Genomic DNA, 19,645 nt, shown 5'->3' on the forward strand with positions numbered 1-19,645 from the left:
GTTATCTCCAGCATCCCGCAACCGGCAGTTTTACGGTGCGCAGCGAGGGGGAAATCACACGGTGGGACATGAGGGCACACGGGGGAGGGAGCCGTCCTCCGGCGTGCCGACAGGAGGTCGGCCCATGAAGGTCACCGGAGTACTGCCACTCTTCCTCCCGATCTGCCGCCGCCTGTGGCCGGGAAGACTCGCCGGACTGTCCATGGCGCTGCTGAAGGCGACCGCCCTGGAGGCCGCGATCCTGGCCGGCCACCTCCTGCTGTATCCGACCGGCCTGGCCGAGGAGCGCCGCATCCCGGCCCTGCCCGCTCCGGACGGGACCGCCGCGCTGCCCGTGCACCCCGGCCCGCCGGTCGTGCTCCTGCACGGCTTCATCGACAACCGCTCGGTGTTCGTGCTGCTGCGCCGCAATCTCGCCCAGCACGGCCGCCGGCGCGTCGAATCGCTGAACTACTCCCCGCTGACCTGTGACATCCGCACCGCGGCGGAGCTGCTCGGCCGGCACGTCGAGGAGATATGCGAGCGCACCGGCAGCCGGCGGGTCGACATCGTGGGCCACAGCCTCGGCGGGCTGATCGCCCGCTACTACGTCCAGTGTCTCGGCGGCGACCTGCGGGTGCGCACGCTCGTCACGCTGGGCACGCCGCACGCGGGCACCCGGGTGGTGCGGTTCGCCGACGCCCATCCGATCGTGCGCCAGATGCGGCCCGGCTCAGGGGTGCTCGAGGAACTGGCCCGGCCCGCACCCGGCTGCCGTACGCGGTTCGTCAGCTTCTGGAGCGACCTGGACACCGTGATGGATCCGGTGGAGTCGGCCTGCCTGGCCCACCCCGACCTCGCCGTGCGGAACGTGCGGGTGACCGGTATCGGGCATCTCGCCCTGCCCGTGCACCCGGCGGTCGCGGCCGGGATACGCGAGGCCCTCGACACGGCGCACCCCGAAGAGGCGCTCTCCGGCGGTCTGACGGTGGCGTGACCTTGAGGTGATGTTCGGGTGACCGAAGGTCGCCTCACCTCGAACGCTCGTCGAACTCTCGGCCAAACTCGTGTCGGGCGTCCCCCGAAAGACCGCCGAATGCCCGGTTCCGGCGAGCGCGAAACCGGCCGAAGATTGTCGCGCCCAGGTACCGGCGGGTACAGTCGCCGCACTGCTCTGGCAGCCCCTGTTGTCGAGGCGAAAGAGAAGTTGGTGAACGACCGTCACCCGTCGGGGACCATGACCACCCCGGCCCCGGCTTCCGACGCCTCCTCCGCGCGCTACGACCACGCGCCGTACGGCACCCATGAAGCCCCCCACGGTGACTTCACCACGTACGGCGGCTACGACGCCACCGGTTTCACGCCCGGTCACGGCCACACCGGCGCCTTCCCCGCCGACCCGCTCTACGGCAGCCCGGCCGCCGGACACGGCACCGGTGCCTACGACACGGCGCAGTGGCAGACCGGCCCCACACCGCACTACGACGGATACGCGGCCCAGCACCACGCCGCCTACGACTCCGGTGTCCACGACGCCACCGCCTGGACGATTCCGGCGCAGGCCACGGGCAACGACGTCAGCGGCCAGTGGGACGCGAGCGCCTGGCTGCAACCCGAGCAGCCCGACGGCATGACCCAGCAGTGGGAGTGGGGCACCCAGAGCTTCGGGACGGGAGCCTACGACGCCACTCAGTGGAACGTCGCCGGGCAGTCCGAGCACGAGCAGTCCGGCGAACGGTTCGACGGGACCGTGCCGTTCGACCAGCAGGCCACCGCCACGTTCGAGCAGGTCACCGACGCGGCGGCGGCCTTTTCGCACGTCGGGTACGAGGAGGCCCCGCCCTACGGGGACCCCGGCCCGTACGAGGACGCCGCCTCCTTCGGTGCGGCGGAGCACGCCGGCGCCGCTGCCGGGGAACCGGCTGCGGCGGGCGCCCTGTTGGAGGACCAGGAAGAGGTCGTCCCGGCACCGGCGACACGCTCGGGCGGGCGCGGCGCCGCGCGGTCCCGGCGCCGTACGCCCGCCAAGCGCTCCGCGCTGCTGACCGTCGCCGTGCCCTCGGCCTGTGTGATGGGGGTCGCCGGGATCGCCGTCGCCTCGGTGGGCGCGCTGAGTGACGGCGGCAAGGAGACCACCGCCTCCGCGCCGGACGCGCACGCGGTCAAGCCGGCGGTCGCCAACAGCAAGCTGGACACCCAGCTCAACACGCTCTCCGCCGGCGCCCACGACTTCGCCGACCGGGCGAGCCGTACGCAGGAGCGGATCGACCTCAAGAACCAGCAGGAGCAGGAGCGCAAGAAGGCTCTGGCGGAGGCCGCGCTCAAGGAGCGGCTGCGCCCCAAGTTCGTCCTGCCGGTCACGCAGTTGGGGCTCAGCGCCTACTTCGGCCAGGCGGGCGTGAACTGGATGTCGGTGCACACGGGCATCGACTTCCCGGTCTCCTACGGCACCACGGTGATGGCCGCGACCGACGGCACCGTCACCACCAAGTGGAACAGCGCCTACGGCAACATGCTGATACTGACGGCGAAGGACGGCACGCAGACCTGGTACTGCCATCTGTCCAGCTACCGCGTCCCCTCCGGTACGACCGTCAAGGCGGGCCAGCCGATCGCCTACTCCGGCAACTCCGGCAACTCCACCGGCCCGCACCTGCACTTCGAGGTGCATCCGGCGGGCGGGGCGGCCGTGGACCCGCTGCCGTGGCTGCGCAGCCACGGGCTGGATCCGACCTGAGTCCCGCGGGACGTGACGGGGTGGGCCCAACCTGATCGGCGGGGCCCACCTCGTCCCCGGCTACAGCTTCTCGACCGGCGCGTACCGCAGCAGCAGGCGCTTCGGCTTGCCGTCGCCGAAGTCGATCGTCGCCTGCGCCTTGTCGTCCGCGCCCGCGACCGCGACGACCGTGCCGAGCCCGAACTGGTCGTGGGTGACGCGGTCGCCGACCGCCAGCGACACGACCGGCTTGTCCTGGGCGCGCCGCGTGGCGAACCCGGACGCGCCCGCCGCCGAGGAGCGCGAGCGGGAGGAGGACAGCGAGGCGGCGATCCCGGAGGCCGGGCCGGAGGAGAGCGGCGCGGCCGCGCCCGTCCGCTTCCACTCCACGTGGGCGGCCGGGATCTCCTCCAGGAAGCGGGAGGGCGGGTTGTACGACGGCTGGCCCCAGGCGCTGCGCAGCGCCGAGCGCGTGAGATACAGCCGCTCACGCGCGCGCGTGATGCCGACGTAGGCAAGGCGCCGCTCCTCCTCCAGCTCCTTGGTCTGGCCGAGGGCGCGCATGTGGGGGAAGACGCCGTCCTCCATGCCGGTCAGGAAGACGACCGGGAACTCCAGACCCTTGGCGGTGTGCAGGGTCATCAGCGTGATGACGCCGGAGCCCTCGTCGTCCTCGTCGGGGATCTGGTCGGAGTCGGCGACGAGGGCCACCTGCTCCAGGAAGTCCGCGAGCGTGCCCTGCTCGCCCTCGGCGCGCTCCTGCTCGAACTCCAGGGCCACGGCCGCGAGTTCCTGAAGGTTCTCGATACGGGTCTCGTCCTGCGGGTCGGTGGAGGCCTGCAACTCGGCCAGGTAGCCGGTGCGTTCCAGCACCGCCTCCAGCACCGTGGCCGGGCCGGCGCCGGACTCGACGATCGTGCGCAGGTCCTCCATCAGCGTGTTGAACCGCTTGACCGCGTTCGTGGAGCGCGCGGCCATGCCGTACGCCTCGTCCACGCGCTTGAGCGCCTGCGGGAAGCTGATCTTCTCGCGCTGGGAGAGGGCGTCGATCATCGCCTCGGCGCGCTCGCCGATGCCCCGCTTGGGCACGTTGAGGATGCGGCGCAGCGGCACCGAGTCCTCGGGGTTGGCGAGGACGCGCAGGTAGGCGAGGACGTCCCGGACCTCCTTGCGCTCGTAGAAGCGGACTCCGCCGACGACCTTGTAGGGCAGGCCGACGCGGATGAAGACCTCTTCGAAGACACGGGACTGCGCGTTGGTGCGGTAGAAGACGGCGACGTCGCCCGCCTTGGCGTCGCCCGCGTCGACCAGGCGGTCTATCTCGTCGGCGACGAACTGCGCCTCGTCGTGCTCGGTGTCGGCGACGTAACCGGTGATCCGGGCGCCCTGGCCGGCGTTGGTCCACAGGTTCTTCGGGCGGCGGGACTCGTTGCGCTCGATGACCGCGTTGGCCGCGCTCAGGATCGTCTGCGTGGAGCGGTAGTTCTGCTCCAGCAGGATCGTGGTCGCGTTCGGGTAGTCCTCCTCGAACTGGAGGATGTTGCGGATCGTCGCGCCCCGGAAGGCGTAGATCGACTGGTCCGCGTCACCGACGACGCACAGTTCGGCGGGCGGGATGTCGTACGCGCTCGGCGGGGTGTCGGCGTCCTGCGCGGAGCGCTCGGCGGTCCCGACGAGTTCGCGCACGAGCGCGTACTGGGCGTGGTTGGTGTCCTGGTACTCGTCGACCAGGACGTGCCGGAAGCGGCGGCGGTAGTGCTCGGCGACGTCCGGGAAGGCGCGCAGCAGGTTGACCGTCGTCATGATCAGGTCGTCGAAGTCGAGCGCGTTGGCCTCGCGCAGCCGCGACTGGTAGAGCGCGTACGCCTGCGCGAGGGTCTTCTCGAAGCCGTCGGCGGCCTGGGCGGCGAAGTCCTCCTCGTCGATCAGCTCGTTCTTCAGGTTGCTGATCTTGGCGCTGAAGGACTTGGGCGGGAAGCGCTTGGGGTCGAGGTCCAGGTCGCGGCAGACCAGGGCCATCAGGCGCTTGCTGTCGGCCGCGTCGTAGATCGAGAACGACGAGGTGAATCCGAGCTTCTTCGACTCCCGGCGCAGGATGCGCACGCACGCGCTGTGGAAGGTCATCACCCACATCGCGTTCGCGCGCGGGCCGACGAGCTGCTCGACGCGCTCCTTCATCTCGCCCGCGGCCTTGTTGGTGAAGGTGATCGCGAGGATCTGGCCCGGGTGGACGCCGCGCTCGGCGAGCAGGTGGGCGATGCGGTGGGTGAGCACCCGGGTCTTGCCGGAGCCGGCGCCGGCGACGATGAGCAGCGGGGAGCCGGCGTGCACGACCGCGGCGCGCTGGTTGTCGTTCAGCCCCTGCAGCAGCGCCGCCGTGTCGATCGGGGGACGCGGGGCGCCGTCGCGGTAGTGGGTGTCCCGGTCCGGCGGCACGTCGAACTTCCCGCCGAACAGATCGTCCGGAACCGGCTCCGGAGCGTGATCGTCCTCGGGCGGTGGCGGAGGCTCCTCCTCGTGCCCGCGAGGGGGCTGGAGGTCCGCCAGGAAGCTGTCGTCAAAGAGGCTGCTCATCGCTCTCCGAGTCTAGGGCGCCGCACTGACAACCGGTCGCCGTCCCGGGAAGACGGCCCCGCGGGCGGAGGGCAGAACCTGGGACGAACTCCCCTCACACTGCGGAATCGCCCGATGACAGCCGCGTGATCCGGACCTCGGGTCACGAAAATGTATCGGACATATCACGCGCCAACCTTCACACCAGTCACACGAGTTGGCTAGTTTGCCGTCGGGCCGCGTGCGCGGCCCCCGCCGAGTCCGGCCCGCCCCGCAGGGCGCCCGGAGCCGGGGACCCACCGATCTCGGGGTGAATCGGCCGACTCCCGTCCGGGACGACGCCGTAGGGCAACCCTTCCGAACCGCCGCCCGAACCCGACAGCCAACCCGGTAGGCGGCGCATGGGAAGGAGTCGCCTGTCTTGGCGTCGCACCGCAAGCCCCGCCCCGGCGGGGCCGGCCCGGCGGGTCTGCGCACCCCCGCCATCGCCACCGCCGCCCTCACCTCCATGGCCGTGCTGTCCCAGACCGCCGAGGCCGTCCCGGGCACCGACCACGCCCGGCCGAGTCCGGAGGAGGTGGAGAAGAAGGTCGACGACCTGTACCGGCAGGCGGAGTCGGCGACCGAGAAGTACGACGCGGCCAAGGAGCGCACCGGCAGGCAGCGCGGGCGCGTCGACGCCCTCCGGCAGGAGGTCGCCCGCCGCACCGACCGCCTCGACAGGGCCCGCGAGGAGCTGGGTTCCTTCGCCACCGCCCAGTACCGTACCGGCGCCGCCGCGCCCGGCACCGCCACCTTCCTGCTGGCGGACGGCCCGCAGGGCTACTTCGACCGGACCCAGCTGATGAACCGGCTGACCTCGCGCGAGAAGAGCGCGGTCGACGCCTACACCGGCGAGCATGCCGCCACCATGAAGAAGCGGCGGGAGGCGGCCGAGAGCCTGCGGACGCTGACCGAGTCGCAGCACGACCTGCAGACCGCCAAGGCCACGGTCCAGAGAAAACTCGCCTCCGCGCGCGAGCTGCTGTCCCAGCTCACGGCCGAGGAGGAAGCACGGCTGGCGAAGATCGAGCAGGCCAGGCAGCAGGAGGCGGCACGCAGGGTGGCGGAGCCGGCGCAGCAGCAGGCCGCGGCCCGGCAGCGGAACGGCCCGGCCGACGCGGGCGGATCCTCCGGCACGGGCTCGACCGGCTCCGCCTCGTCGGGGTCCTCCGGGTCCGCCGGCTCCTCCGGCGCCTACGACGCGAAGGCCGAGAAGGCCATCGCCTTCGCCCGCGCCCAGATCGGCAAGCCGTACGTGTGGGGCGCCACCGGGCCGGGCTCCTACGACTGCTCGGGCCTGACCCAGGCCGCCTGGAAGGCGGCCGGCGTCACGCTGCCGCGCACCACGTACGACCAGGTCGACGCCGGCACCACGGTCTCCCTGGCGAACGCGCGCCCCGGCGATCTGATCTTCTTCTACGACGACATCAGCCACGTCGGCGTCCACATCGGCGACGGCATGATGATCCACGCCCCCGAACCGGGCGCGTACGTCCGCGAGGAGTCGGTGTACTACGGCGGCGAATCGATCATCCACAGCGTGGTCCGCCCGGGCTGAGCCCTTACGCCATGCACCGGCAGCGCCGGCGCACGCGCACACACCCACCGTTGCCTTTGCCTTCACAGCCGTGCCACGCGCGCGTACCGGTGTTTTCCCGCCCACGCGCGCGTGGCCTTCGCCGGGGGACGCGCGCGGCTGCCTAGCATCGGCGCGTGTCCGGCATCTCGGCTCTGCGCGCATGGTGGGCGGAACGGCCGCCCGCGGCCGGGTCCGCCGTGATGGCGACGGGCATCGTGTCGACGGGGCTGTCACTGGCCGGCGCCGAGACGGTGTCCCGGGTGACGCTGGTCCTCGCCGGTGTCGCCTGGGCGGCGCCGGCCGCCGACTTCGTCCTGCGGCTGGTCCGCGACCGGGGGCGGTGGCTGGCCGAGGCCAGGAAGCCGGTGGCGCTCAGCGCCGTCGCGGGGACGACCGTGCTGCGCAGCCGGCTCGTGCCACTGGGCCGGCACACCCTGGCCGGGGCGCTGCTGGCACTCGCCGCGCTGCTCTGGCTGGTGCTGCTCCCGCTCGTCGTGAGCCGCTGGACGCCGCGCATGCCGGGGGCGGTCTTCCTGTGCTGCGTGGCGACCGAGGGACCGGCCGTGCTGGCGGCCACGCCGGCGGCGGCGGAGCGGGCGGCGTGGCTCGCGCACACCGCGCTGGTGCTGTGCTGGCTGGGGCTGCTGCTCTACGCCCTGGCGCTCACGCGCTTCGACATGCGCCAGGTGCTGGTGGGGGCCGGCGACCACTGGATCCCGGGCGGTGCGCTGGCGATCCCGGCGCTGGCCGGGGCGAGGCTGCTCGTGGCCGGCGACGGGGGCGTGTACCTGTGGAACGGGGACGACCGAGGCGTACTGCGCACGGCGACGGTCGTGCTGCTCGTCCTGGACCTGGCCTGGTACGTCGTGCTGCTGGCGGCCGAGGCGGCGCGGCCCCGCACCGGCTACGACGTGCGGCGGTGGTCGACGGTGTTCCCCTTGGGGATGACCGCGGTGGCGACGCTGTCGGTCGCGGCCGCCGTCGGCGTTCCGTCGCTCCGTTGGCCGGGAGGGTGCTGCTGTGGGTGGCGGTGGCGGTGTGGCTCGCCGTCGCAGCCGGCGCGGTGCGCGCGGCCCGTACGGCGACGGGGACGGCCGGGGTGACCGTCAGGTCCACAGAACGGCGATGAAGATGTTCGACATGGTCAGCAGGCCGACCACCCCGAAGGCGCCCTTCTCGACCTTCTCCTCGTCACGCTTCACGTAGACCAGGCCGAGGATCACGATCAGCAGGGCGAGCTTCAGCCCGATCTTGATGGTGTTGACGTGGTGGTCGCCGGCCTGGTTGAGGCCGACGAGTGCGACTCCGGTGACGAGCATGGTGAGCGCGCCGTGCAGCATCCCGGGGACGAAGCGGGCCGTGCCCTGGCCCATCGCCTTCATCTGGGTGAGGAAACCGCCGAGCAGCGCGGCGATGCCGATGATGTGCAGGCCGACGAAGAGATGGATGAGTACGTCCATGGGCCGGAGCCTAACCAGGGCATTCGGGGCCCCTGTCACCGGGCCCGGCCACATCCGTCGCGGGCGGCTCCGCGGACGCCTTGATGGACGGCTTGGACGACGGTTCGGCGGACCGCTTCGGTACACGCGATGGATCGTGCATAAATGCGGCCTATAGCACCTGCCTCCGCCCGCCTGTCCCCCCTTTCCGCGCATCGGTCACCACGCTGCGTGAAGAGGGCGCCTCAGGACAGGACGCTCGATCACATGCGGACACACCACGGTCGATCGACGCCACTTCCGTACAGTGCGTTACCTGCTCGTCACACAGCGGCCTAGCGTCCTGCCCAGGCGACCGGCTCCCCGTCGCCGCCCGGGCCAGGGGCGGCGGCCGGGCACCAGCGCCGAGAAAGGTCCGGCGGCCACCCGCTCCCCTGTGCGGACGGCCGCCGGACACCCGGACCCGTGTCCAGTCGTACGGAAGGACGTGACGCTCCAGGTGGCAGCGCACCGCAAGCCCCGGCAACGCAGGATCGGTGGCCCTACGGCCTGGACGGCCGCCACGCTCGCGCTGGCGGGCGCGGCCACCGCGGCGGGGCTGGAGGGTACGGCGGACGCCGAGCCGCAGCTGACACCGGCTCAGATGAAGGCGGAGGTGGACGCGTTGTACCAGCAGGCCGAGGCCGCGACGCAGAAGTACGACGGCGTCAAGGAGCAGGTGGGCACGGCCCGGAGCAGGCTCAACGCGCTGCGCGACGAGACCGCGCGCAAGCAGGACAAGCTCGACTCGGCCCGGGACGCGCTGGGTTCGTTCGCCACCGCGCAGTACCGCGTCGGCGGCTTCTCCCCCACTTGGCAGCTGGCCCTCTCCCGCGACCCCGACCGGTACCTGGCCGACGCCGCGCTCGCCGAGCGGGCCGGCGACCGGCAGGCGGCCGCCGTGTCCCGGGTGCGCGAACAGCTGCGGGAGATCGAGCGGTTGCGCGGCGCCGCACGCGTCCAGCTGGCCTCGCTGCGCTCCCGGCAGGCGGAGCTGCGGCGGCAGAAGGAGACCGTCACCGGCAAGCTGGCCGAGGCTCGGCGGCTGCTGGCGCGGCTCACCCCGCGGCAGCGGTCCGAGGTCACCGGGGCCAACGGCACCCAGGGCCACGCCTCCCGGTCGGCCTCGGACGTCCGGGACGCCCTGGCGCAGGCCGGGTCCGTGGCGGCCCCCGACCCGCGTGCAGCGGCGGCCGTCGCCTACGCCTACGCCAAGCTCGGCAGCCCTTACGTGTGGGGCGCGACCGGCCCGAACGCCTTCGACTGCTCAGGCCTGGCCCAGGCCGCCTACCGCTCCGCCGGGATCGCCCTGCCCCGCACCACCTACGCCCAGATCAACGCGGGCCGACGCGTCTCCCGCTCCGAACTGCGGCCCGGGGACCTGGTCTTCTTCTACTCCGGGATCAGCCACGTCGGCATCTACGTCGGGGACGGGCAGATGATCCACGCCCCGAACCCCTCGGCACCGGTCCGGCTGGCCCCCGTCGACCTCATGCCGTTCGCCGGGGCGACCCGGGTGGCCTGAGGGCGGCCCCGTAAGGATCAGACCAGGCGGCGGGCCGTCGCCCAGCGGGTCAGCTCGTGGCGGTTGGACAACTGGAGCTTGCGCAGGACCGCCGAGACATGGGACTCGACCGTCTTCACCGAGATGAACAGCTGCTTGGCGATCTCCTTGTAGGCGTAGCCACGCGCGATCAGCCGCAGCACCTCGCGCTCGCGCTGGGTGAGGCGGTCCAGGTCCTCGTCCACGGGCGGGGCGTCGGTGGAGGCGAAGGCGTCCAGGACGAACCCGGCGAGCCGCGGCGAGAAGACCGCGTCGCCCTCTTGCACCCGGAAGATCGAGTCGACCAGGTCGGTGCCGGTGATGGTCTTGGTGACATAGCCGCGGGCGCCGCCGCGGATGACGCCGATCACGTCCTCCGCCGCGTCCGACACGGACAGCGCGAGAAAGCGGACGGGCTGCTCGGCGTCCGCCATCAACGCCGCGCACCGGCGCAGCACTTCGACGCCGCCGCCGCCCGGGAGATGGACGTCCAGGAGCACCACCTCGGGCCGGGTCGCGGTGATCACCGTGACCGCCTGGTCGACGTCCGCGGCCTCGCCGACCACCTCGACCCCCGTCTCGGCGGTCTGGCCGATCTCGGCCTGGACGCCGGTGCGGAACATCCGGTGGTCGTCCACGAGCACGACCCGTACGTGCCGTCCGGCCGCGCCGGTCCCCGTCGTGCCCTTCGCCTCGGTCGCGTCGCTCATGACGTCTTCTCCGCCCTCTCCATCTCCAGCTCGACCTCCGTGCCGCCGCCCGGCACCACCCGCAGCCGGGCCGTGCCGCCGTGGCGCTCCATGCGGCCGATGATCGATTCTCTGACGCCCATCCGGTCGGCGGGTATCGCGTCGGGGTCGAAGCCCGGGCCGCGGTCGCGCACGGACACGAAGACCGTCCTCCCCTCGACTTCGGCGTAGACCTGCACGGCACCGCCCTCGCCACCGTACTTGGCGGCGTTCACCATCGCCTCGCGCGCGGCCTGCATCTGCGCACCGGTCCTCTCGTCCAGCGGGCAGTCGCCGACGATGACGACCTCGATGGGCACGCCGTGCTTGTCCTCCACCTCGGCCGCGTTGCGCCGCACCGCCTCCGCCACCGTGTCCGGCTCGTCGGCCTCGTCCTTGCCGGTGCCCTCCGGTTTGTACAGCCAGGTGCGCAGGTCGCGCTCCTGGGCGCGGGCCAGGCGGCGCACCTCGTTCACGTTGTCGGCGTTGCGCTGGATCAGGGTCAGGGTGTGCAGCACGGAGTCGTGGACATGCGCCGCGACCTCGGCGCGCTCCTGGGCGCGGATGCGCATCAGGCGCTCCTCGGACAGGTCCTGGGTCATGCGCACCAGGTAGGGGCCGGCGAGCAGGGTGATGCCCACGAGGACGGCGAGCGCCGCCTGGAGGACGGCGCCGAGGTGGGCGGCCGATCCCTGCAGCACGAAGATGGCCGAGACACCCGCGGTGACGAGCAGGACACCGCCGGCCGCGCGCAGCAGCGTGAGCGTACGGCGCCGGCGGCCGACCTCGACCCAGCGGGCCCGGCGCGCGTTGTCCGCCTGTCGCCACACCAGGGCGACACCGGCGGCGACGAGCACGGCCGGCACCAGGTACGCCTTGGCGGCGCTGCCGAGGTTGACGCTGCCCACGAACACCATGGACACGACGACCATGAGGAGCAGCGCGACGATCTGGCCGCGGTCCGGCTTGCGGGCCACGAGTCTGCGGCGGCCGTCGGGCGCCGTCTCCGTACCGACCAGGGACGGTGGCTTCTCGCCGACGCCGCCGAGGCCGAGGGGTACGAAGAACCAGAACGCCGCGTACAGCAACGCCCCGAGCCCGTCGGCCATGAACAGGCCGACGAAGACGAGCCGCACCCAGATGACGGGCAGCCCGAGATGCCCGGCGAGGCCCCGCGCCACTCCGCCGAGCCAGCGTCCGTCGCTGCTGCGGTAGAGCTTGCGCGGCGGCCGCGGGTCGTCGACTGGCAGGCTTGCGGCTTCCGGCATGCCAATGATGGTCACATGGCCGGCGGGGCCGGGCATCAGGGTCTGCCCCCGAGACGCCCCTGATCTTCGGCGGGACGGGGTCCGGGGGCACCGGGCGGTGGCGCTCCCGTGCTGCTCGAACGCTTCCCCGCCCCGTCTCAGGGCCGATTTCAGGGTTCGCCCAGGGTCGTCCCGACTGCCGCCGCGGCGGGCGGGCCGTCACCATGGACGCATGACGGATCACGAGCACGCCGCGACGGGTCCGGGACCCGGCCCCGGCCCGCGCCCGGCCCCGGGCACCGGACCGACGGATGCCGGGCCCGCCGCGACGCGGAAGACGGGAGCGGCCGGCCCCGGCACCGACGCCCACACCCGGGAAGAGGAGCAGGACCAGCAGGCCGCCACGGTCTTCGAGCGGTTCCGGCGCGACCGCCGGCACAAGATGATCGCGGGCGTGTGCGCGGGCCTGGGCCGGCAGACGGACATGGACCCGGTGATCTTCCGGATCACCCTGGCCGTGCTGTCCGCGACCGGCGGCATCGGCCTGATCTTCTACGGTTTCGTCTGGCTCCTCGTGCCGTACGAGGACGAGGAAGAGAACGAGCTGCGCAAGCTCCTGACGGGCCGGGTCGACGGACAGGCGCTCGCCGCCGTGCTGTTCGCCCTGGTCGGCTGTGGCATCTTCCTGACCATGCTGAGAAACGGCGGGGTGCTGACCTTCGCCGCGGTGCTCTCCCTGCTGCTCGCGGGCGCCGGGTACTGGTCGCGGCGCCGAGGCGCCACAGACCCCGACCCCCTCGCCGCGCAGGCCGTCGCCGATGCCCCGCCGGAGGCCCAGGCCCCCCCGGTCGTCACCGCCTACCTCTCCTGGTGGCGCGATCCGATCGTCAAGGACGGCACCCATGTCGGCGGCACGGGTTATCTGTGGGGGCCCGGTGATGCCCGCGAGCGGGACCTGACCTCGGTCGTCGACGTCCGACTCGCCACACCGTGGCCGCACTCCGGTTCCGTACAGCCGCGGCCCGCCGCGCCCCCGAGACCGCGCGGGCCGCGCTGGATCGGCGGCTGGGTGTTCCTGCTCGCCCTGGTGGCGGGCGGCCTGGGCACCGGGCTCACCTGGGACACGCACCCGCTGGGCACCAGCCTCCAGACCGGCCTCGCCGGTGCGCTGGCGGTGTTCGGCCTGGGCCTCGCGACCAGCGCCTTCCTGGGGCGCACGGGTGCGGGGACGGTGTTCCTGGCACTCGTCACGGCGGCGCTGCTCGCCGGGGCGACGGCCATGCCCAAGGACATCACCACCCACTGGAGGGACACCTCCTGGACCCCCTCGGCCACGGCGCAGGTGCAGCAGCGCTACGACCTCGGCACCGGCCGCGGCACCCTGGATCTGACGCGGGTGCGCCCGGCCAAGGGGCGGACGGTCACGACGGACGCCCATGTGGGCGCGGGACAGCTGAGGGTGATCCTCCCGGCGGGCGGGACCGTGCGCATGGACATCGAGGTGGGAGTCGGTGACATCCGGCTGCCGGGGGACAGCAGAAGGGACGTGGACGTGCAGCCGCGCAGGCTCCGGAACGTGACACTGACGCCCGCCAGGGGCGCCGGGGACACCGGGACGCTCGACCTCAGGCTCGGGGTCGGTGTGGGACAGGTGGAGGTCAGCCGTGCTGCGTCATGAGTTCCAGCCCGGGAGGCTGGTCGCCGGACTCTTCCTCACCGCCGCCGGCGTGGTCTACGCGGGAGACGCGGGCGGGCTGTGGGAGACGCGCTGGTCCGCGATCGTCCCGCTGGTCGTGGGCGGCCTGGTCCTGGCCGGTGTGACCGGGGGCGTGGCGCGGGCGATACGCAGACGCGGCGGCGCGGAGAGCGGCTGACGGCGGCGGGCCGCCGCCCCGGGCTACCGGTAGCCGCCCTGCCGCCGACGGGATCGCCAGGCCGCGTCGAGGGAGAGGTAGGGGGCGCCGGCGAGGACCAGGGGGAGCCAGGCCATCAGGTAGGCGAGGTCGTTGCCGTAGTAGTAGGGGGTCGACGCCCAGCTCACGGTCAGCCACAGGCTGAGCGAGATCAGCGCGCCGCCGAGCGCGGCCAGCCGGGCGAGCAGGCCGAGCAGGGTGCCGATGCCGACGGCCAGTTCACCGAGGGCGATGCCGTAGCCGAAGCTGACCGGGCTCTTCAGGGCCAGGTCGACGAGGGCGGGGATGGCAGAGGAGTCGCGGGCCGCGCGCATGGTGTCGCCGATGGAGCCGGCGCCGCCGGACTTCATGAAGGCGCTGTCGGTGAGCTTGTCCAGGCCGGCGTAGATGAAGGTGACGCCGAGGAAGACGCGCAGCGGCAGCAGGGCGTAGTGGGTGGCGTTGTCGCGCCAGCCGCGGGGGCCGTTCAGCCGGTTCATGTGCGTGTCCGTCCGAATGCCATGGGTCATCGTCGCCAGCCGCCTCTCGCCCACCGTGCCCGCCCCTCACTCGACGATACGTATGACAACTGGGGCCGGTTCAATCCCCGGCCGGAGCTTTTCCGGATTTCGGGTGCGCGTGTGGCGAGGAAAGGAGGAGGACGGTGACGAAGAAGACGGCGGCGCGGCGGCAGGGAGCCGGGCTACTCGGTCACCTGGACCGGGTGGCGGTTGGTCGCCACCCCGGCCGCGGTGACCACCTGGACCTCCACGGCGCCGGGCTCCACCTCGGCCGGTACGGGGACGGTCAGGACGGTGTCGGTGGGATTGCGGAAGCCGCCGGTGACGGGGACGAGGGGGACGTGCACGTCGACGGTGCCGATGCGGACCACCATGCGGGAGAGCCGGTCGGCGGTGCGGGCGCCGGGCGGGACGAAGCCCGCGCCGCGGATCTCGATGTCGTCGCCGGTGCGGATCGGCCCGTCCAGGTCGCCGGGTTCCCGGGCGCGGACCACCGAGAGGACGACCGGGCGGCCGCCCTCGGCGTACTTGCCGGCCAGGTACGTCGCGGCCGAGATCAGCACGATGACGCCCAGCCCCCAGGGCAGGTCGGGGAGCTGGTCGGGGCGGCGGGCGAGCCGTACGGCGGCGAACAGCAGGGCGACGCCGCTGATGACGACGTACTGGATGTCGCTGAAGGCGCCCCGGCCGGAGTCGTCGGTGAGCAGGTCGGCGGCGCGCGGACGGTGGGCCGGGACCTTCTGGAGCCGCTGGGCGAGGATGCGCAGGCTCACCACCCGGCGGACCAGGACGGCGATGCCGCACACCACGGCGAGGACGGTCACCACGCCGATGCCGCGCGCGAGGTCGAGGCCGGAGATCAACGCGTCCCGTCCGGCGTGATCGGAGGCGGCGGCGAGCCGGGCGGCGAGCAGCAGGACGGCGTAGCCGACGAGCAGCACCCAAGCGGCGGCCACGGTACGGGAGGTGGACAGCCGGTTGTCCTCGCCGATCAGCGGGGCGAGGGCGCCGCCGCGGGCGCGGTGGAGCCGGCAGGCCGTGGTCAGGGCGACGGCGACGACCAGTGCGGCGAGCAGGGCCGCGGTGCGCGCGGTGGTCCAGCCCGCGCCGATCGCGGTGAGCGCCTCGCCGAGCAGCAGGGCGACGACCGCGCCCCACACCGCGACCACCGTGCGCAGCCACAGCGCGGCCAGCCACGCCTCGCCCTCGGCGCGGCCGCGTTCCGCGACGGCCTCCGCGCGCTGGGTCAGTTCCTCCGACACCCACTGGCGGGACGCCGAAGCCGAGTGGGCCACGGCCGCCGGCAGGCCCTGCCCGGCCGCGAACTCGTCACGTCGGCGCAGGAACGCGGCGACGGCCCGGCGATGCCCCTCCCGCGCGCCGCGCGGGCAGTCACCACAGGTGCAGCCGCCCTCATGGGCCCCGTCGGCACCCGTGTCCTGTCTCGCCTCCTGCACCGCCACGCCGGACGCCCGCCTTCCCCACGACGTGTCGACACGGCCGGCGGCCCCTCGGCAGGCCGTCCCGCTACCGTGCAACTCCTTTGTGTCGTCTGCGAATTGTGCCCTACGGCGGGCCGTCCGGGCTCGCCGGGCCGGGTCAGGGCGGGTGAAGCGGGGACCGGCGTGTTGACCCGGCGGGGAGAATCCCCTCATGGCCGAGATCATCGGGCGGGACGGGGCCGGGGCCTTCGACGCCTGCACGATCCGGATCGCCCCGGGACCGCACCGCTGGGTGCCGCTGGTCCGGCAGACGTACGGGGAGATCGCCGAGCCACTGCAGGCGGTGGCGGGCGTCGTCCACGAGTCCGAGCGCAGGCGCGGCCGGCTGAGGATGCGGATAGGCGAGGGCGCCGACCCGCTGCTCCAGGCGACCGGCGGCCGACTGCCGGGCCCGGCCGGCCCTGTCGGCCGGCGGTGGGCGCCGGCCGCTCGGGGGGGGGCGCGGAGATCGTCGCGGAGGAGATCCGTCACGTACTGCTGCTCGCACGGGCGGTGCCGGCGACGGCCGCGGCAGGCCCCCGCGGGCGTACCGGCGCCGGCCGGCCTCCATGACGTGTTGCCGGGCAGACCGCGGGAGTCGGGCGAGCCGCACCGAGACGGGTGCGCAGGGACGAGGAGTTCGCGATGACCGAGGCGGCCGGGCCGCGGGGTTCGGCCGAGCAGCGCCCGGGGTCAGCTGAGCAGGTCGGGTTCGCTGCGGCTGATGTCCTGCCACAGCGGCTGGTAGTTGATCCAGGCCACGAGGTCGCCGCCGAGCTGTTCGCGGGTGGCGACGGCCAGCTTGTGGTCGATCAGGACCGGACGCCCGGCGGCCCGCGCCGTGAGCTGCACCTGGCAGGAGCGCTCCATGGACAGGAACCACCAGGCCGCCGCGTCGACCGAGTCGCCGACGGTGAGCAGTCCGTGGTTGCGCAGTACCAGCGCTTTGCGGGAGCCGAGGGCGGCGGCGATGCGGCGGCCCTCCTCGGCGTCGACGGTGACGCCGGTGTAGGCGTCGTAGAGCGCCGCGTCCTCGTAGAAGGCGCAGCTCTCCTGGGTGATCGGGTCGATCAGTTCACCGAGGGCGGCGAGGGCGCGGCCGTACACGGAGTGGCAGTGGGCGACGGCGACGACGTCGGGGCGGGAGGCGTGGACCTGGGCGTGGACGGTGAACGCGGCCTGGTTGACGTGGTAGCGGCCCTCGACGACCTGGCCGTCCTGGTTGGCGAGGACGAGATCGCTGACGGTGACGTGCCTGAAGGGCATCCCGAACGGGTTGACCCAGAAGCAGTCGGTGAACTCCGGGTCGCGCGCGGTGATGTGGCCCGAGACCCCGTCCTCGAAGCCGCTGCGCCCGAAGATCCGCAGGGCTCCGGCCAGGCGCTCCTTGCGGTGCCGGCGTTCGTCCTCGACCGAGTCGTGCATCGGCGGCATGGCGAACCGGAGCTGGTCGGTGGGCAGCGGCAGGGGCGGGGTCGGCCCGTGCATAGGTCCTCCAGCGCTGGAATTGCGGTACGGGCCGGAAGTTACCGCCGGTCAGCGCAAAAGGGCAGAGCTGTTTTGCAAAGATGACGTACGCAGCGAATTCACGACAGAGGATGTCCGGTTTGCCGGTGAGACTGCGCGTATGACACCTGTGACACCGATGAGCTGGGGAGCCTTCGTCTCCGCCGAACCGGAGCTGGCGCGGATCACCGAGGAGCGCTTCGGCGTCCACCGGCACCATGTGCTCGCGACGCTGCGCGCGGACGGTTCGCCGCGCACCTCGGGGCTGGAGGCCGACTTCCGCCACGGCGAGCTGTGGCTCGGCATGATGGCGGGCTCACGCAAGGCCTTCGACCTGCTGCGCGATCCGCGCTTCGCGCTCCAGGCGAATCCCGGCGGGGGCACCGGCATGCAGGGCGGGGACGTGCGGATCGCCGGGCGGGCGTACGAGGTCGAGGGCGAGCGCAAGTCCGGGTACGCGAAAGAGGTGGAACCGCCGCAGCCGTTCCACCTCTTCCGTACCGAGCTGACGGAGGTCGTGCGGACCTACGTCGAGGACGAGCGGTATCTGGTCGTCCAGGTCTGGCGGCCCGGTGAGCCCCTGCGCACGCTCAAGCGCGCGTAGGGGCCGGGGGGGTCACTCCCACTCGATGGTGCCCGGGGGCTTGCTGGTCACGTCGAGGACGACGCGGTTTACGTCCCGGACCTCGTTGGTGATGCGGGTCGAGATGCGGGCGAGGACGTCGTACGGCAGCCGGGACCAGTCGGCGGTCATGGCGTCCTCGGAGGAGACCGGGCGCAGGACGATCGGGTGGCCGTAGGTGCGGCCGTCGCCCTGGACGCCGACGCTGCGGACGTCGGCGAGCAGGACCACCGGGCACTGCCAGATGTCGCGGTCCAGGCCGGCCGCGGTCAGCTCCTCGCGGGCGATCGCGTCGGCGTCACGGAGCAGGTCCAGGCGCTCCTTGGTGACCTCGCCGACGATGCGGATACCGAGGCCGGGACCCGGGAACGGCTGGCGCTGGACGATCTCCTCCGGCAGGCCCAGCTCCTGGCCGACCATGCGGACCTCGTCCTTGAACAGCTTGCGCAGCGGCTCGATCAGCTGGAACTCGAGGTCCTCGGGCAGGCCGCCGACGTTGTGGTGCGACTTGATGTTGGCGGTGCCGGTGCCGCCGCCGGACTCCACCACGTCCGGGTACAGGGTGCCCTGGACGAGGAACTCCACGGCCGGGCCCTCGTCGGCGATGATCTCGGCCTGCGCCTGCTCGAAGACGCGGATGAACTCACGGCCGATGATCTTGCGCTTCTCCTCGGGGTCCGAGACACCCTTCAGCGCGGCGAGGAAGCGCTCCTCGGCGTCGACGACGACCAGCTTGACGCCGGTCGAGGCCACGAAGTCCTTCTCGACCTGCTCGGTCTCGCCCTTGCGCATCAGACCGTGGTCGACGTACACGCAGGTCAGCTGGTCGCCGATGGCCTTCTGCACGAGGGCTGCGGCCACGGCGGAGTCCACGCCGCCGGACAGGCCGCAGATGGCGCGCTTGTCGCCGACCTGCTCGCGGATCGCGGCGACCTGCTCCTCGATCACATTGCCGGTCGTCCACTCCGGCTTCAGGCCCGCGCCGCGGTACAGGAAGTGCTCCAGCACCTGCTGGCCGTGCGTGGAGTGCATGACCTCGGGGTGGTACTGGACGCCGTAGAGCTTCTTGTCGTCGTTCTCGAAGGCGGCGACCGGGACGACGTCCGTGGACGCGGTCACGGTGAAGCCCTCGGGGGCGGCGGAGCAGGCGTCGCCGTGCGACATCCACACGTGCTGCTCGGCCGGGGTGCCCTCGAAGAGGGTGGAGGCCGACTTGGAGACGTGCAGGTCGGTACGGCCGTACTCGCGGGCGCCGGTGTTGTCCACCGTGCCGCCGAGGGCCTGCGCCATGAGCTGGAAGCCGTAGCACATGCCGAAGACGGGGACGCCGGCCTCGAAGAGCGCGCGGTCGAGGCGGGGGGCACCCTCCTCGTAGACCGATGAGGGGCCGCCGGAGAGGATGATCGCCGCGGGGTTCTTGGCGAGCATCTCCTGGACCGGCATGGTGCTCGGCACGATCTCGCTGTAGACCCGCGCCTCGCGGACGCGACGGGCGATGAGCTGGGCGTACTGCGCACCGAAATCGACGACCAGGACGGTGTCGGGGGCGGCGGCAGCGGGGTTCGCTGATGACACGGGGTGCCTTCTGGTGGTCGGGCGGGGGTCTGTGTTCACCGATTCTACCGGGGTGGCCGCGGGTGACCCGGACGTCCTCGGGCGCCCGTCCGGGCACCCGGACCCTCGGCCCCGAGGCGCCGTGGCATACTGACGCCATGCTTCAGCACGCGACCTTCGTCTTTACCTATGGCATCCGGCCCG

At 72.6% G+C, this 19,645-nt stretch carries 15 protein-coding genes, 2 pseudogenes and 1 riboswitch; of the genes and pseudogenes, 9 read left to right on the forward strand and 8 right to left on the reverse strand.

Translation table 11 applies throughout. From position 1 onward, the window contains the following. Positions 1-124: 124 nt before the first annotated feature. Together ACZ60X_RS29215 and ACZ60X_RS29220 are read left to right on the forward strand one after the other, a co-directional pair. The gene (locus tag ACZ60X_RS29215; protein WP_469604651.1) at positions 125-976 is read left to right on the forward strand and encodes an esterase/lipase family protein; all 852 of its coding nucleotides are present in this window, start codon (positions 125-127) and stop codon (positions 974-976) included. Positions 977-1,189: 213 nt separating this feature from the next. Beyond that, the gene (locus ACZ60X_RS29220) at positions 1,190-2,716 is read left to right on the forward strand and encodes a M23 family metallopeptidase (protein WP_469604653.1); all 1,527 of its coding nucleotides are present in this window, start codon (positions 1,190-1,192) and stop codon (positions 2,714-2,716) included. 60 nt (positions 2,717-2,776) lie between these two features. Here ACZ60X_RS29220 and pcrA read toward each other — a convergent pair whose 3' ends face one another. After that, a complete protein-coding gene (gene pcrA, locus ACZ60X_RS29225; RefSeq protein WP_469604656.1) occupies positions 2,777-5,269 on the reverse strand; it encodes a DNA helicase PcrA in 2,493 nt (830 codons plus the stop codon). 266 nt (positions 5,270-5,535) lie between these two features. Continuing rightward, positions 5,536-5,640: riboswitch (cyclic di-AMP (ydaO/yuaA leader) on the forward strand. 29 nt (positions 5,641-5,669) lie between these two features. On the opposite strand from pcrA, the gene ACZ60X_RS29230 reads away from it, so the two are divergent. After that, positions 5,670-6,848 carry a C40 family peptidase gene (locus tag ACZ60X_RS29230; RefSeq protein WP_469604658.1) on the forward strand — a complete coding sequence of 393 codons (1,179 nt, stop codon included), beginning with the start codon at positions 5,670-5,672 and terminating at the stop codon, positions 6,846-6,848. A 155-nt stretch (positions 6,849-7,003) separates the two neighbouring features. Continuing rightward, positions 7,004-7,998: pseudogene (locus tag ACZ60X_RS29235) on the forward strand (tellurite resistance/C4-dicarboxylate transporter family protein). On the opposite strand, the gene ACZ60X_RS29240 reads toward ACZ60X_RS29235, so the two are convergent. Continuing rightward, positions 7,976-8,329, reverse strand: coding sequence for a hypothetical protein (locus ACZ60X_RS29240; protein ID WP_469604660.1), 354 nt, complete (start codon positions 8,327-8,329; stop codon positions 7,976-7,978). The pseudogene ACZ60X_RS29235 and the gene ACZ60X_RS29240 overlap by 23 nt on opposite strands. Before the next feature lie 466 nt (positions 8,330-8,795). Here ACZ60X_RS29240 and ACZ60X_RS29245 point away from each other — a divergent pair, with 466 nt between their 5' ends. Continuing rightward, positions 8,796-9,872 carry a C40 family peptidase gene (locus tag ACZ60X_RS29245; protein WP_469604663.1) on the forward strand — a complete coding sequence of 359 codons (1,077 nt, stop codon included), beginning with the start codon at positions 8,796-8,798 and terminating at the stop codon, positions 9,870-9,872. A 17-nt stretch (positions 9,873-9,889) separates the two neighbouring features. Here the strand turns inward: ACZ60X_RS29245 and ACZ60X_RS29250 are convergent, their stop codons facing one another. Together ACZ60X_RS29250 and ACZ60X_RS29255 are read right to left on the reverse strand one after the other, a co-directional pair. Then, positions 9,890-10,600 carry a LuxR C-terminal-related transcriptional regulator gene (locus ACZ60X_RS29250; protein ID WP_469604666.1) on the reverse strand — a complete coding sequence of 237 codons (711 nt, stop codon included), beginning with the start codon at positions 10,598-10,600 and terminating at the stop codon, positions 9,890-9,892. Beyond that, positions 10,597-11,886, reverse strand: a complete 1,290-nt coding sequence (locus ACZ60X_RS29255; RefSeq protein WP_469604669.1) for an ATP-binding protein — start codon at positions 11,884-11,886, stop codon at positions 10,597-10,599. The genes ACZ60X_RS29250 and ACZ60X_RS29255 overlap by 4 nt, the downstream gene beginning before the upstream one ends. Positions 11,887-12,097: 211 nt before the next feature. Here ACZ60X_RS29255 and ACZ60X_RS29260 point away from each other — a divergent pair, with 211 nt between their 5' ends. Beyond that, positions 12,098-13,543 (forward strand): PspC domain-containing protein, encoded by a 1,446-nt coding sequence (locus ACZ60X_RS29260; RefSeq protein ID WP_469604672.1) that lies wholly within the window; start codon positions 12,098-12,100, stop codon positions 13,541-13,543. Continuing rightward, on the forward strand, positions 13,530-13,739 hold the full coding sequence (locus tag ACZ60X_RS29265) for a hypothetical protein (protein ID WP_469604674.1): 210 nt from the start codon (positions 13,530-13,532) through the stop codon (positions 13,737-13,739). The genes ACZ60X_RS29260 and ACZ60X_RS29265 overlap by 14 nt, the downstream gene beginning before the upstream one ends. Positions 13,740-13,762: 23 nt before the next feature. On the opposite strand, the gene ACZ60X_RS29270 is transcribed toward ACZ60X_RS29265, so the two are convergent. Both ACZ60X_RS29270 and ACZ60X_RS29275 read right to left on the reverse strand, forming a co-directional pair. Beyond that, the gene (locus tag ACZ60X_RS29270; RefSeq protein ID WP_469604677.1) at positions 13,763-14,287 is read right to left on the reverse strand and encodes a DoxX family membrane protein; all 525 of its coding nucleotides are present in this window, start codon (positions 14,285-14,287) and stop codon (positions 13,763-13,765) included. A gap of 173 nt (positions 14,288-14,460) precedes the next feature. Next, positions 14,461-15,741: a hypothetical protein gene (locus tag ACZ60X_RS29275; RefSeq protein ID WP_469604680.1), complete on the reverse strand. Its 1,281-nt coding sequence runs from the start codon at positions 15,739-15,741 to the stop codon at positions 14,461-14,463. A 190-nt stretch (positions 15,742-15,931) separates the two neighbouring features. On the opposite strand from ACZ60X_RS29275, the pseudogene ACZ60X_RS29280 reads away from it, so the two are divergent. Continuing rightward, a pseudogene (locus ACZ60X_RS29280) lies at positions 15,932-16,263 on the forward strand (DUF4429 domain-containing protein); the annotation flags it as partial. A 189-nt stretch (positions 16,264-16,452) separates the two neighbouring features. On the opposite strand, the gene ACZ60X_RS29285 reads toward ACZ60X_RS29280, so the two are convergent. Continuing rightward, a complete protein-coding gene (locus tag ACZ60X_RS29285; RefSeq protein ID WP_469604682.1) occupies positions 16,453-17,247 on the reverse strand; it encodes a class II aldolase/adducin family protein in 795 nt (264 codons plus the stop codon). A 139-nt stretch (positions 17,248-17,386) separates the two neighbouring features. Between ACZ60X_RS29285 and ACZ60X_RS29290 the strand changes: the two genes are divergently transcribed. Next, positions 17,387-17,869 carry a pyridoxamine 5'-phosphate oxidase family protein gene (locus ACZ60X_RS29290; RefSeq protein ID WP_469604685.1) on the forward strand — a complete coding sequence of 161 codons (483 nt, stop codon included), beginning with the start codon at positions 17,387-17,389 and terminating at the stop codon, positions 17,867-17,869. A 12-nt stretch (positions 17,870-17,881) separates the two neighbouring features. Here ACZ60X_RS29290 and guaA read toward each other — a convergent pair whose 3' ends face one another. Then, positions 17,882-19,462 (reverse strand): glutamine-hydrolyzing GMP synthase, encoded by a 1,581-nt coding sequence (guaA, locus tag ACZ60X_RS29295; RefSeq protein WP_469604687.1) that lies wholly within the window; start codon positions 19,460-19,462, stop codon positions 17,882-17,884. Between the last annotated feature and the right edge of the window lie 183 nt (positions 19,463-19,645).

Source organism: Streptomyces sp. NPDC104106, from assembly GCF_055584345.1.

Bases quoted from the DNA above. Each gene is read 5' to 3' on its own strand.
- ACZ60X_RS29290 (WP_469604685.1), top strand. From the start codon at position 17,387: ATGACACCTGTGACACCGATGAGCTGGGGAGCCTTCGTCTCCGCCGAA.
- pcrA (WP_469604656.1), bottom strand. From the start codon at position 5,269: ATGAGCAGCCTCTTTGACGACAGCTTCCTGGCGGACCTCCAGCCCCCT.
- ACZ60X_RS29270 (WP_469604677.1), bottom strand. From the start codon at position 14,287: ATGACCCATGGCATTCGGACGGACACGCACATGAACCGGCTGAACGGC.
- ACZ60X_RS29250 (WP_469604666.1), bottom strand. From the start codon at position 10,600: ATGAGCGACGCGACCGAGGCGAAGGGCACGACGGGGACCGGCGCGGCC.
- ACZ60X_RS29285 (WP_469604682.1), bottom strand. From the start codon at position 17,247: ATGCACGGGCCGACCCCGCCCCTGCCGCTGCCCACCGACCAGCTCCGG.
- ACZ60X_RS29215 (WP_469604651.1), top strand. From the start codon at position 125: ATGAAGGTCACCGGAGTACTGCCACTCTTCCTCCCGATCTGCCGCCGC.
- ACZ60X_RS29255 (WP_469604669.1), bottom strand. From the start codon at position 11,886: ATGCCGGAAGCCGCAAGCCTGCCAGTCGACGACCCGCGGCCGCCGCGC.
- ACZ60X_RS29240 (WP_469604660.1), bottom strand. From the start codon at position 8,329: ATGGACGTACTCATCCATCTCTTCGTCGGCCTGCACATCATCGGCATC.
- ACZ60X_RS29260 (WP_469604672.1), top strand. From the start codon at position 12,098: ATGACGGATCACGAGCACGCCGCGACGGGTCCGGGACCCGGCCCCGGC.